This window comes from Nocardiopsis sp. iso_25, from assembly GCF_056173305.1.
This window is the reverse complement of record NZ_CM149667.1, coordinates 4,538,815-4,552,012: the sequence shown is the minus strand read 5'-3', so window position 1 is coordinate 4,552,012 and position 13,198 is coordinate 4,538,815. Positions and strand designations below refer to the sequence as shown.

The following is a 13,198-nucleotide window of genomic DNA, read 5'->3' as shown; positions in this document are numbered from 1 at the left end:
CCCCCTCGGCCCGTACCACCGCACCTGAGGGACGCGAGGCCCCCGCCACGGGCCCGGGCGCCCGGCCCACCGGCGCGCCCCGGCGCCCCGCGCCGCCCCTCCCCGACCCAGAACACGAGGAAGCCAACACCGCGATGCCCGACACCCACGGACCGCACCTGATCCGCGGCGCCCGCCCCCTCGGCGGCGACCCCGTCGACCTGCTCCTGGCCGACGGCCGGATCGCCGCGACCGGCCGGGACCTGGACGCCCCCGAGGACGCCCGGACCGTCGACGCCACCGGCCTGATCGCCCTGCCCGGCCTGGTGGACCTGCACACCCACCTGCGCGAGCCCGGCCGCGAGGACGCCGAGACCGTCGCCACCGGATCCCGCTCCGCCGCCATGGGCGGCTACACCGCCGTCCACGCCATGGCCAACACCGACCCCGTCGCCGACACCGCCGGCGTCGTCGAACAGGTCTGGCGCCTGGGCCGCGAGGCCGGGTACTGCGACGTGCGCCCCGTCGGCGCCGTCACCGTCGGCCTGGCCGGGGAGCGCCTCTCCGAGATCGGCGCGATGGCCGACTCCGCCGCCGGCGTGCGCGTCTTCTCCGACGACGGCATCTGCGTCTCCGACGCCCTGCTCATGCGCCGCGCCCTGGAGTACGTCAAGGCCTTCGACGGCGTCATCGCCCAGCACGCCCAGGAGCCGCGCCTGACCCAGGGCGCCCAGATGAACGAGGGCTGCGTCTCCGACCGCCTCGGCCTGCCCGGCTGGCCCGCGGTCGCCGAGGAGGCGATCATCGCCCGCGACTGCCTGCTCGCCCAGCACGTGGGCTCGCGCCTGCACGTGTGCCACGTCTCGACCAAGGGCTCGGTCGACATCATCCGCTGGGCCAAGGCCCGCGGCTGCGACGTCACCGCCGAGGTCACACCCCACCACCTCCTGCTGACAGAGGAGCTGGTGGAGGGCTACGATCCCGTCTACAAGGTCAACCCGCCCCTGCGCACCGCCGACGACGTCCAGGCGCTGCGCGAGGGCCTGGCCGACGGCACGATCGACATCGTCGCCACCGACCACGCCCCCCACCCCGCGGAGGCCAAGGAGACCGAGTGGTCCACCGCCGCCATGGGAATGGTCGGACTGGAGACGGCGTTGGCGGTCGTGCAGCGCACGATGGTCGACACCGGTCTGCTGACCTGGGCCGGCGTCGCCGACCGCATGTCCGCGGCGCCGGCCCGCATCGGCCGCGTCCACGACCACGGGCGTGACCTGGCGGTCGGCCAGCCCGCCAACGTGGTCCTGTACGACCCGGCCGCCGCCGTCGACGTGGACGGCGCGGCCATGGTCAGCAAGAGCGGCAACACCCCCTTCCGGGGCATGACCCTGCCCGGCCGGGTGCGCGCCACGTTCCTGCGCGGCGCCCCGACCGTCCTGGAGGGGAAGATCCAGTGAGCACAGAACAGAACACCCGGGCCGCCGACGGCCCGGCGGAGGAGGGGGCGAACGTGTCCGAGAGCGGACCCGCGATTCTGGTACTCGAGGACGGCCGGGTCTTCCACGGCCGATCCTTCGGCGCCACCGGGGAGACCTTCGGCGAGGCGGTCTTCAACACCGGCATGACCGGCTACCAGGAGACCCTCACCGACCCCTCCTACCACCGCCAGATCGTGGTGATGACCGCCCCCCACATCGGCAACACCGGCGTCAACGACGACGACCCCGAGTCCGGCCGCGTCTGGGTCGCCGGGTACGTCGTGCGCGAGCCCGCCCGCATCACCTCCAACTGGCGGGCCGAGCGCACCCTGGACGAGGAGCTGCGCCGCCAGGGCGTGGTCGGCATCGCCCTCACCGGCACCCGCGCCCTCACCCGCCACCTGCGCGACAAGGGCGTCATGCGCGCCGCCATCAGCACCACCGAGACCGACCCGGGGGCCCTGCTGGAGCGCGTGCGCCAGCAGCCCGCCATGGCCGGGGCCGACCTGGCCGCCGAGGTCAGCACCGGCGAGCCCTACGAGGTCCTGCCGCCCGAGGGCGTCCCCGCCCGCTTCCACGTCGCCGCCGTGGACCTGGGCATCAAGGCCATGACCCCCCAGCGCCTGGCCGAGCGGGGCTGCCGGGTCACCGTGCTGCCCGCCACCGCCACCGCCGAGGACATCCTCGCCCTGGACCCGGACGGGGTGTTCTTCAGCAACGGCCCCGGCGACCCCGCCACCGCCGACGCGCCCGTCACCGCCATGCGCGGCGTCCTGGACGCGGGCAGGCCGCTCTTCGGCATCTGCTTCGGCAACCAGATCCTGGGCCGCGCCCTGGACCTGGGCACCTACAAGCTGCCCTTCGGGCACCGGGGCGTCAACCAGCCGGTGATCGACACCCGCTCCGGCAGGGTCGCCATCACCAGCCAGAACCACGGCTTCGCCGTCGACGCCCCCCTCGACGAGCCCTTCGACACCCCCTACGGCCGGGCCGAGGTCAGCCACATCGGCCTCAACGACCGCGTCGTCGAGGGCCTGCGGCTGCTGGACCGCCCCGCGTTCAGCGTCCAGTTCCACCCGGAGGCCGCCGCCGGCCCCCACGACGCCGCCGAACTCTTCGACGCGTTCGTCGACCTGATGTCCGCCCAGCCCGCTCCGGCTGCCAAGTAGCAAGAGGAAGCAGAGCATGCCGCGCCGTAGTGACCTTTCATCCGTCCTCGTGATCGGCTCCGGCCCGATCGTGATCGGACAGGCGGCCGAGTTCGACTACTCGGGCACCCAGGCCTGCCGGGTTCTGCGGGCCGAGGGCCTGCGGGTCATCCTGGTCAACTCCAACCCGGCCACGATCATGACCGACCCGGAGATCGCCGACGCCACCTACGTCGAGCCGATCACCACCGAGATGATCGAGAAGATCATCGCCAAGGAGCGCCCCGACGCGCTCCTGCCCACCCTGGGCGGGCAGACCGCCCTCAACGCCGCCGTCGCCCTGGACGAGGCGGGCGTCCTCGCCAAGTACGGCGTCGAGCTCATCGGCGCCAACATCGAGGCCATCCAGTCCGGCGAGGACCGCGAGAGCTTCAAGGGCATCGTCGAGCGCATCGGCGGCGAGTCCGCCCGCTCGCGCATCTGCCACACCCTGGAGGAGTGCCTGGCCGCGGCCGAGGAGCTCTCCTACCCCGTCGTCGTGCGCCCCTCCTTCACCATGGGCGGCGCCGGCTCGGGCTTCGCCCACGACGCGGCCGAGCTGCGCCGCATCGCCGGACAGGGCCTGGCGCTCTCCCCGACCACCGAGGTGCTCCTGGAGGAGTCCATCCTCGGTTGGAAGGAGTACGAGCTGGAGCTGATGCGCGACACCAACGACAACGTCGTGGTCGTGTGCTCCATCGAGAACCTCGACCCCATGGGCGTGCACACCGGCGACTCCATCACCGTCGCCCCCGCCATGACCCTCACCGACCGCGAGTACCAGAAGCTGCGCGACATCGGCATCGCCGTCATCCGCGAGGTCGGCGTGGACACCGGCGGCTGCAACATCCAGTTCGCCGTCCACCCCACCACCGGCCGGGTCATCGTCATCGAGATGAACCCGCGCGTGTCGCGCTCATCGGCGCTGGCCTCCAAGGCCACCGGCTTCCCGATCGCCAAGATCGCCGCCAAGCTCGCCGTCGGCTACACCCTGGACGAGATCCCCAACGACATCACCCGGGAGACCCCGGCCAGCTTCGAGCCCACGCTCGACTACGTCGTCGTCAAGGTGCCCCGCTTCGCCTTCGAGAAGTTCCCCGGCGCCGACCCCGGCCTGACCACCACCATGAAGTCGGTGGGCGAGGCCATGGCCATCGGCCGCTCCTTCCCCGAGGCCCTCCAGAAGGCCATGCGCTCCCTGGAGAAGAAGGGCGTCGGCCTGACCTGGGAGGGCGAGCCCGGCGACAAGGACGAGCTGCTGCGCCTGGCCGCCACCCCCACCGAGCACCGCCTGCGCCAGGTCCAGCAGGCCCTGCGCGCCGGGGCCACCGTCGAGGAGGTCCACGAGGCCACCCGCATCGACCCCTGGTTCGTGGACCAGATGCTGCGCCTGGAGGAGGCGGCCCGCGTCCTGGCCGAGGCCCCCAAGCTCGACGCCGACCTGCTGCGCGAGGTCAAGGGGCTGGGCTTCTCCGACCTCCAGATCGGCCAGATCACCGGCCGCAGTGAGGACGTGGTCCGCGAGCTGCGCCACGCCCTGGGCGTCCACCCCGTCTACCTGACCGTGGACACCTGCGCCGCCGAGTTCGAGGCCCGCACGCCCTACCTGTACTCCAGCTACGACGAGGAGACCGAGGTCCCCACGGGCGACCGGCCCAAGATCATCATCCTGGGGTCGGGGCCCAACCGGATCGGCCAGGGCGTGGAGTTCGACTACTCCTGCGTCCACGCCTCCTTCGCCCTCTCCGACGCCGGGTACGAGACCGTGATGGTCAACTGCAACCCCGAGACGGTCTCCACCGACTACGACACCAGCGACCGGCTCTACTTCGAGCCGCTCACCCTGGAGGACGTGCTGGAGGTCGTGCGCGCCGAGCAGGCCGCCGGACCGGTCGTCGGGGTCATCGTCCAGCTGGGCGGCCAGACCCCGCTCGGCCTGGCCCGCCGCCTCAAGGACGCCGGGGTGCCCATCATCGGCACCAGCCCCGAGGCCATCGACCTGGCCGAGGACCGCGGAGCGTTCGGCAAGGTCCTGGCCGACGCCGGGCTGCCCGCGCCCAAGTACGGCACCGCCCACTCCTTCGCCGAGGCCAAGGCCGCCGCGGACGAGATCGGCTACCCCGTCATGGTCCGCCCCTCCTACGTGCTGGGCGGCCGCGGCATGGAGATCGTCTACAGCGAGACGATGCTCGCCGACTACATCGAGCGCAACGCCGAGGTCAGCCCCGAGCACCCGGTGCTCATCGACCGCTTCCTCGACGACGCCATCGAGATCGACGTCGACGCCCTCTACGACGGTCGCGACCTGTACCTGGGCGGGGTCATGGAGCACATCGAGGAGGCCGGTATCCACTCCGGTGACTCGGCGTGCACCCTGCCCTCCATCACCCTGGGCCGCGAGGACATCGAGCGCATCCGCTACTCGACCGAGGCCATCGCCCGAGGCACGGGCGTGCGCGGGCTGATCAACGTCCAGTACGCGCTCGCCTCCGGCGTGCTCAACGTCCTGGAGGCCAACCCGCGCGCCTCGCGCACCGTGCCGTTCGTGTCCAAGGCCACCGCGGTGCCGCTGGCCAAGGCCGCCGCCCGCGTCATGGCCGGGGCCACCATCGCCGAACTGCGCGAGGAGGGCATGCTGCCCGCGCACGGCGACGGCGGTGACCTGCCCGCGGACGCCCCGGTGTCGGTGAAGGAGGCGGTGCTGCCCTTCAACCGCTTCATCGACAAGGAGGGCGAGGGGGTCGACACCATCCTCGGCCCCGAGATGCGCTCCACCGGCGAGGTCATGGGCCTGGACACCGAGTTCGGCTCCGCCTACGCCAAGTCGCAGCTGGCCCTCAACGACTCCCTGCCCGAGCGGGGCCGGGTGTTCGTCTCGGTGGCCAACCGCGACAAGCGCTCGATGATCTTCCCGGTCAAGCGCCTGGCCGACCTCGGCTTCGAGATCCTGGCCACCGAGGGCACCGCCGTGGTCCTGCGCCGCAACGGCGTGCACGCCACCGTGGTGCGCAAGCACAGCGAGGGCAGCGGCCCGGCGGGCGAGCCCACCATCGTGCAGCTCATCCACTCGGGGGGCGTGGACCTCATCGTCAACACGCCCTTCGGCAGCGCGGGGCAGGCCGGACCGCGCCTGGACGGCTACGAGATCCGCACCGCCGCGGTGGTGCGCCGCGTGCCCAGCGTGACCACCGTGCAGGGCCTGGCCGCCGCGGTCCAGGCCATCGAGGCGCGGGTGCGCGGCGACCTCGGCGTGCGCTCCCTCCAGGAGCACGCGAGCACCCTCACCGCCAGCCGGGCCTAGGCTGTTCAACTTTGGGCCTCCGCTCCGCCCGCCCGTCGCCCGCCACCGCCCGCGGGGGTGCTTCGCGCCGGGCGGGCTACCGCCCTCAACGGACGCTACGCGCAGTACTTTCCTTGTTCGGGCGCCCGAAGAGCGGGAACCGGGTTGTAGCAGGCACGGTGGTGTCTCCGGCGGGTTCGCTCGTTCCTCGCGAACCCGCCTCCGCCACCTCCAGAACCCCGCGGGCGCCCGAACCAACACCCGAGGGGCTCCGGGGGCGCCGTGGACGGTGTGTCCACGGCGCCCCGCCTATACGGTTGGCGCACAGGACGACGCAGGAATCCCAGAGGGGGGAGGGCGGCGCCGACGCCCCGGTGTCCGCGACACCGGGCTCGAGCGCCACGACCTGATGAGCGACAACGGACCGGTGCAGACCAGGTGCCCCGTGCTGAACGTACGCAGGGTGGACGCCTACTACGCCATCACCGTGGTCGCCCCGGGCATAGCCGAGCGGTTCCGCTCCGGGCAGTTCGTGTCGGTGGCCGTCGGCGGCGACCACTCCAGCACCCTGCTGCGCCGCCCCTTCGCGATCCACGACGTCAAACCCGACTACGGCGGCACCGTCGAGTTCCTGTTCTCGGTGCGCGGCACCGGCACCGCCTGGCTCTCCGAGCGGCGCTCGCGCGACCTGCTGGACGTGGTCGGCCCCCTGGGCCGCCCCTTCCCGCTGCCCCGCGAGCCGGTCAACTGCGTGCTGGTGGGCGGCGGCTCGGGCAGCGCCCCGCTGTTCCCGCTGGCCCAGTCGCTGCGCAGGCGCGGCTGCCGGGTGGACTTCGTGCTGGGCGCCGCCTCCGCCGACCGGGTGTTCAGCGCCATCACCGCCCGCCGCATCGCCGAGACGGCCGCCTTCACCACCGACGACGGCTCCTTCGGCACCCGCGGCCGCGTCACCGACGTCCTGGGCAGGGTGATCGAGGAGTGCCGGTCCGACGCCGTCTACGCCTGCGGCCCCATGCCGATGCTGCGCGCGGTCACCTCCGTGGCGGCCGGCCACGGCATCCCCGTCCAGGTGGCGGTGGAGGAGACCATGGCCTGCGGCACCGGGATCTGCATGACCTGCGTCATCCCGGTGGTGGGCGAGGACGGGATCACCCGCATGGTGCGCTCCTGCGTGGACGGCCCGGTCTTCCGGGGCGAGCAGGTGCGCTTCGACGACGTGGGCACGATCCCCTTCGACGCCCTGGGCGCCCCCGGATGGAAGGGCTCCAGCGCGGCCCGCGCCGCGGAGACGGCCCGCGACATCGCCTGAGGGGCCCGGCCCCGCCCCCGGGACCGACCACCACCAGACAGTGGGTGAGAGAGTTGAACGCAGACCTCAGGACCCGGCTGGGCGGCTGGGAGCTGCCCAACCCCGTGGTCACCGCCGCCGGGTGCGCCGGATCGGGCCGCGAGCTGGCCCAGTTCTTCGACATCGCCTCGATCGGCGCCGTCACCACCAAGTCGGTGATGCTGGAACCCCACGCCGGGCGCCCGTCCCCGCGCATGGCCGAGACGCCCAGCGGGATGCTCAGCACGACGGGCATGCAGGGCCCGGGCGTGGACGTGTTCCTCCAACGGGACCTGCCCTGGCTGCTCTCCCGCGGCGGACGGGCGATCGTCTCCGTGGCGGGCACCGGCATGGCCGAGTTCGGCGAACTCGCCAGACGCGTCTCCGCCGCCGACGGGGTGAGCGCGATCGAGGTCAACCTCTCCAGCCCGGACCCGTCCGACCCCGCCGGGCGCCGCTACGTGGACGACGCGGCCCAGGCCGCTGCGGTGGTGCGCACGGTGCGCTCCCACACCCGTTCGGGGCTGCCGGTGCTGGCCAAGCTCGCCGCCGACGTCCCCGACGTGGTGGAGCTGGCCGCCGCGTGCGTGGAGGCGCGCGCGGACGGGCTGTCCATGGTCAACACCGTGCGCGGCATGGCCGTGGACACCCGCACGCTGCGCCCGGCGGTGGCCGGGGGGATGGGCGGACTGTCGGGGCCGGCGATCCGCCCGCTGGCGGTGGGGTGCGTCTACCGGGTGCACGAGGCGCTCCCGGACGTGCCCATCATCGGGATGGGCGGGGTCCGCACGGGCGCCGACGTGATGGAGTTCATGGCGGCCGGGGCCTCCGCGGTGGCGGTCGGCACGGTCAACTTCTCCGACCCCTCGGCGTGCGCCCGGGTGCTCCGCGAGTTCACCGAGCTGCTGGAGGCACGCGGGCTGAGGCGGGCCGCCGACCTGGTGGGCGCCGCGCACCGGACGGGTGTTGGGGCGTGACAGGCCGGGCACGCGGCGCACAAGGGCCCTGACCGGCCTGAACGGCGTTCAGATGGCGCTGTGCGACCAAACACGCGCAATTGGTCTCTACCACTGTCCTGACCGCTACGTCCCGTCTGCGGCCGTCTGGGAGGCCGTTACGGGGAAGTGACACGGGTGGGGCGCATGAAGCGGCCCATCCGGGGAATCGCACACTTGATGGTGTGCACATGACAGCGAACGTGCATTCTCAGGTGCCGCGGTAAGCACGTCCGCAAGTACGTCCGTGCCTTGCACGCGCCGACCCAGGTCGGCGGCACACGATGGGAGATACCGACATGACCGAGACCACCGCGCCCTCCGCGCCCATCGCCGTGGCGCTCGACGCCAGGGACCTGGAGACCGCGGCCACCTGGGCCTCCGCGGTCGCGCCGCACGTGAGCACGGTCAAGGTGGGCCTGGAGCTGTACCTGCGCTACGGGCCCGACGTGGTCGGCGCGGTGCGCGGAGCCAGCCGGTTGGGGGTCTTCCTCGACCTGAAGCTGCACGACATCCCGGCCACGGTCGCCGGCGCCGCGCGCAGCGTCGCCGGCCTGCGCCCCTCGATCCTGACGGTCCACGCCGGGGGAGGGGCGGACATGGTCCGGGCCGCCGTGGAGGCCGCGCCGGAGACCAGGATCGCCGCCGTGACGGTGCTCACCTCCATGGACGAGGGCGACCTGGAGCAGGTGGGGCTGCTCGGTCCTGCCCGCGACGCGGTGCGGCGCCTGGCCGCCCTGGCGGTGGGCGCCGGGGCCCGCGCGCTGGTCTGCTCGCCCCAGGAGGTGGCCCTGCTCCGCTCCGAGGTCGGGCCGGACGTCACCCTCATCACGCCGGGCGTGCGCCCGGCGGGGGCGGACAGGGGCGACCAGTCGCGCGTGGCGACCCCGGAGGAGGCCGTGGCGGCGGGCGCGGACCTGTTGGTCATCGGCCGCCCCATCACCCGCGCGCCGGACCCGGGGGCGGCGGCGGCCTCCCTCGCGGCGGCCGTGCGACGGGCGGGGGTGCGCGTCTAGGGAGCGAAGGGAGGGGGCGCCGTGCGGGCGCCCTTCGACGGTGTCCGGAGGTGCTGGGCCAAGGGATCGACGGAACGGGGAGACGAACCGGTGCACAGGGGTTCGACAGGGCCGATTATGTGTCGCTGTCGGTCACTAATTTGGCGTGTCCGAAACTCGCTGAGCACTGCCGAGAGTGACCCGCGTCACCCCTACGTGACCTGCGCTGGTGGCACCCTTCGCACTTCCTTCAATCGGGACTAAAGTCCTGGTTTTCGTCTCGCAGTGAAGTCGAATAACAACTCTCAGTAGTTAGTTCGACGAAATAGCCGCTGAAAGGGCACTTTGCGTTGCCTAACAGGGGTCAGACCTACTAACTTGCGCAGGCGTCCGCCCTCTACAAACGAGTAGAAAACCGAGGTGACCCGGCGTGGCCCTTCCTCCCCTGACACCCGAACAGCGCACCGCGGCTCTGGCCAAGGCCGCCAAGGCCAGAAAAGAGCGCGCGGAGGTCAAGAACAAGCTGAAGAACGGCGGCATCTCGCTGTCCGAGGTCCTTTCCAACGGCCTCAAGGACGACGTCATCGGCAAGATGAAGGTTTCGGCTCTGCTCGAATCCCTTCCCGGCGTCGGCAAGGTCCGGGCCAAGCAGATCATGGAGCGGCTCAACATCGCCGAGTCGCGCCGTGTCCGCGGTCTGGGAACCAACCAGCGCGCCGCCCTCGAGGCCGAGTTCGGCGACCTCACCAAGTAGCACCAGGCAGTACCCGCAACACCCAGCAGTACCGAGCAGCACCTGAACGCAGTGCACCGGTCCGCCGCGTCCCCCACAGTCGCGGCGCACACCACGCCGCGACAGCGGCCGACCCCCGGTGAGCCAGGCCGGGCCGCGGTCGGCGGGCGGGTGGCCCCAGGCCACGACCGTCCGCCGACCGCGGCCCTGCGCTTATCCCGGGCGCGGTGCGTTTCGGGGCGGGTCGCGACTGTCGGCCGCGCCGCGGCCCTGCACCCACCCCGGGCGCGGTGCGTTTCGGGGCGGGTCGCGACTGTCGGCCGCGCCGCGGCCCTGCACCCACCCCGGGCGCGGTGCGTTTCGGGGCGGGTCGCGACTGTCGGCCGCGCCGCGGCCCTGCACCCACCCCGGGCGCGGTGCCTTTCGAGGCGGTTCGCGACTGTCGGCCGCGCTGCGGCCCTGCACCCACCCCGGGCGCGGTGCGTTTCGGGGCGGGTCGCGACTGTCGGCCGCGCCGCAGCCCGGTGGTATAAAGGAAGCTTCCCGCGACCGTACGCGGACACCCCGCACACCAGACCGCCCGCACGGTGACGGCGCCCGGATCGGCTTCGGCCCGCCGGAGCGCGACGCGAGGGCCACGGCCCCGCCCGTGGCGGGCGGGCCCGAAGGGAAGCCTCGAACACACATGCCCGATCCCGGATCCCAGTCCCGCCCGGCGCAGAAGCGGCTGACCGTGCTGTCCGGACCCTCGGGTGTGGGCAAGAGCACGGTGGTGGCCCACCTGCGCCGTGAGAACCCCGACGTGTGGCTCTCGGTCTCGGTCACCACGCGCCGCCCCCGCCCGGGCGAACAGGACGGCGTCCAGTACCACTTCGTCACCGACGAAGAGTTCGACCGCCTCGTCGCCGAGGACCAGCTCCTGGAGTGGGCCCAGTTCGCGGGCAACCGCTACGGCACCCCGCGCCGTCCCGTCGAGGAGCGCCTGCGCGCCGGAGTGCCCGTCCTGCTGGAGATCGAGCTCCAGGGCGCCCGCCAGGTGCGCGAGTCCATGCCCGACGCCCTGCACGTCTTCCTCGCCCCTCCCTCCTGGGAGGAGTTGGTGCGCCGCCTCACCGGGCGCGGCACCGAGTCCGACGAGGTGATCCAGCGCCGCCTGGACGTGGCCAGGGTCGAGCTGGCCGCTGAGAAGGAGTTCGACACCACCCTCGTCAACACGTCCGTGCGGGAAGTGGGCGACGAGCTGCTAGCGTTGATCACCGCGCCCAAGGTGTGATAGCGGCCGGGCCCGCAGGGTCCGCGCCGTCCGCGCCGCGCCGGGAACCGTCCCGACGGCGCCCCAACGTCCGTCCACCGCGGCTCCGCGACGAGCCGCGGACCATTCCTGGGGGTAATGAAGTGGCTGGTACCGAGCCCGTCGCCGAAGGCATCACCAACCCGCCGATCGACGATCTGCTGGAGCTGGTGGACAGCAAGTACAGCCTGGTCACCATGGCCTCCAAGCGGGCCCGCCAGATCAACGCCTACTACGCCCAGCTGGGCGAGGGCCTGCTGGAGTACGTCGGCCCGCTGGTGGAGACCCAGGTCCAGGAGAAGTCGCTGTCCATCGCGCTGCGCGAGGTCAGGTCCGGACTGCTCACCGCGGAGCCCTACGAGGGTTCCTGACCCGCCTTCTCCGCGTGCTCGCGAGCCCGCACGGGGCTCGCGACCGCCCGCCGCGCCCCTGGCGCGCGCGGGGCGGCCGGGGGCTGGTAGAACTCCTTTCTGTGAGTGACACAAACGTTCCCCGCGTGGTCCTCGGCGTCGGCGGCGGCATCGCCGCCTACAAGGTCTGCGAACTGCTGCGCCGCCTGACCGAGTCCGGCCACCGGGTCCGGGTCGTGCCCACCGCCGAGGCCCTGCGCTTCGTCGGTGAGCCCACCTGGGCCGCCCTGTCCGGCCAGCCCGTCGCCACCGGTGTGTGGGACGGGGTCCACGAGGTCCCGCACGTGCGCATCGGCCAGGAGGCCGACCTGGTGTTCGTGGCCCCGGCCACCGCCAACATCCTGGCCAGGGCCGCCGCGGGCCTGGCCGACGACCTCCTCACCAACACCCTGCTCACCGCGCGCTGTCCCGTGGTGTTCGCGCCCGCGATGCACACCGAGATGTGGGAGCACCCCGCCACGCAGGCCAACGTGGCCACCCTGCGCTCGCGCGGCGCCGTCGTCCTCGATCCGGCCGTGGGCCGCCTGACCGGCGCCGACACCGGACGCGGCCGTCTGCCCGAGCCCTCCGAGCTGTTCGAGGCCGCCCGCCTCGTGCTGCGCCGCGGCACCGCCGCCCCCGACCTGGCCGGACGTCGCGTGGTCGTCTCCGCCGGCGGCACCCGCGAGGCCGTCGACCCGGTCCGCTTCCTGGGCAACCACTCCTCGGGCAAGCAGGGGTACGCCCTGGCGCGCACCGCCGCCGCCCGCGGCGCCGACGTGACCCTGGTCGCCGCCAACGTCTCCCTGCCCGACCCGGCCGGGGTGCGCGTCGTGCGGGCGGGCTCGGCCGTGGAGCTGGCCGAGGCCATGGAGACCGAACGCGTCGGCGCGGACGCGATCGTGATGAGCGCCGCGGTGGCCGACTTCCGGCCGGTCGCCAGCGCCGCCTCCAAGATCAAGAAGAGGCCCGGCGCTGCCCCCGCGCCCATCGAGCTGGCCGAGAACCCCGACGTCCTCGCCGGGCTGGTCGCCTCCCGCGACGCCGAGGGGCTGGCGCAGACCGTCGTGGGCTTCGCCGCCGAGACCGACGACGTGATCGCCAACGGCCGCGCCAAACTGGCGCGCAAGGGCTGCGACCTGCTCGTGGTCAACCAGGTCGGCGGCGGGCGCGCGTTCGGCACCGAGGACAACCAGGCCGTCATCCTGGGCTCGGACGGCAGCGCGGTGGACGTGCCCACCGGGCCCAAGGAGGATCTCGCCGACCGCGTCTGGGACCTGGTCCTGCCGCGCCTGGGCTGAAGCGCCCGCCCGGCGGGGCCCGGCCGAACCGCGGGTGCCCAGGACTGGATTCCCACCGCGGAGTACGTCACACTTCAACGTGCACCCGTGACGACCGGGGAGGTCGTCCGCGGGGTGCCCGCCCCCAGCAGTCCCGTTACAGTGGACCGATAACCAACCCCGTCGGTCGGTATTGGCCGCCCCGGCAGGCAGCCGGGGGGCGCCCGTGCCGCACCGGCACATGTCAGCCAGCAGCCGCTGCAA

General features: G+C 73.0%; 10 protein-coding genes. All 10 read left to right on the top strand.

The features are described 5' to 3' along the window. Positions 1-134: 134 nt before the first annotated feature. Positions 135-1,436: a dihydroorotase gene (locus AC0VX6_RS19535; protein ID WP_274974076.1), complete on the top strand. Its 1,302-nt coding sequence runs from the start codon at positions 135-137 to the stop codon at positions 1,434-1,436. Positions 1,437-1,489: 53 nt separating this feature from the next. Next, complete coding sequence (carA, locus tag AC0VX6_RS19530) at positions 1,490-2,626, top strand: glutamine-hydrolyzing carbamoyl-phosphate synthase small subunit (RefSeq protein WP_274978192.1); 1,137 nt, start codon at positions 1,490-1,492, stop codon at positions 2,624-2,626. Positions 2,627-2,642: 16 nt separating this feature from the next. After that, positions 2,643-5,945, top strand: coding sequence for a carbamoyl-phosphate synthase large subunit (gene carB, locus AC0VX6_RS19525; protein WP_475465523.1), 3,303 nt, complete (start codon positions 2,643-2,645; stop codon positions 5,943-5,945). A 388-nt stretch (positions 5,946-6,333) separates the two neighbouring features. Further along, a complete protein-coding gene (locus tag AC0VX6_RS19520) occupies positions 6,334-7,233 on the top strand; it encodes a dihydroorotate dehydrogenase electron transfer subunit (protein WP_212643541.1) in 900 nt (299 codons plus the stop codon). A gap of 53 nt (positions 7,234-7,286) precedes the next feature. Further along, positions 7,287-8,228, top strand: a complete 942-nt coding sequence (locus AC0VX6_RS19515) for a dihydroorotate dehydrogenase (RefSeq protein WP_248771318.1) — start codon at positions 7,287-7,289, stop codon at positions 8,226-8,228. Positions 8,229-8,545: 317 nt separating this feature from the next. Beyond that, positions 8,546-9,262, top strand: coding sequence for an orotidine-5'-phosphate decarboxylase (gene pyrF, locus AC0VX6_RS19510; protein WP_274974074.1), 717 nt, complete (start codon positions 8,546-8,548; stop codon positions 9,260-9,262). A gap of 409 nt (positions 9,263-9,671) precedes the next feature. Next, a complete protein-coding gene (mihF, locus tag AC0VX6_RS19505) occupies positions 9,672-9,995 on the top strand; it encodes an integration host factor, actinobacterial type (protein WP_017565056.1) in 324 nt (107 codons plus the stop codon). A gap of 664 nt (positions 9,996-10,659) precedes the next feature. After that, positions 10,660-11,247 (top strand): guanylate kinase, encoded by a 588-nt coding sequence (gmk, locus tag AC0VX6_RS19500; RefSeq protein WP_047869676.1) that lies wholly within the window; start codon positions 10,660-10,662, stop codon positions 11,245-11,247. Between the two features lie 122 nt (positions 11,248-11,369). Then, positions 11,370-11,636, top strand: a complete 267-nt coding sequence (gene rpoZ / locus AC0VX6_RS19495; RefSeq protein ID WP_013154112.1) for a DNA-directed RNA polymerase subunit omega — start codon at positions 11,370-11,372, stop codon at positions 11,634-11,636. 125 nt (positions 11,637-11,761) lie between these two features. Further along, positions 11,762-12,955, top strand: a complete 1,194-nt coding sequence (coaBC, locus tag AC0VX6_RS19490) for a bifunctional phosphopantothenoylcysteine decarboxylase/phosphopantothenate--cysteine ligase CoaBC (protein ID WP_475469400.1) — start codon at positions 11,762-11,764, stop codon at positions 12,953-12,955. Positions 12,956-13,198: the final 243 nt, after the last annotated feature.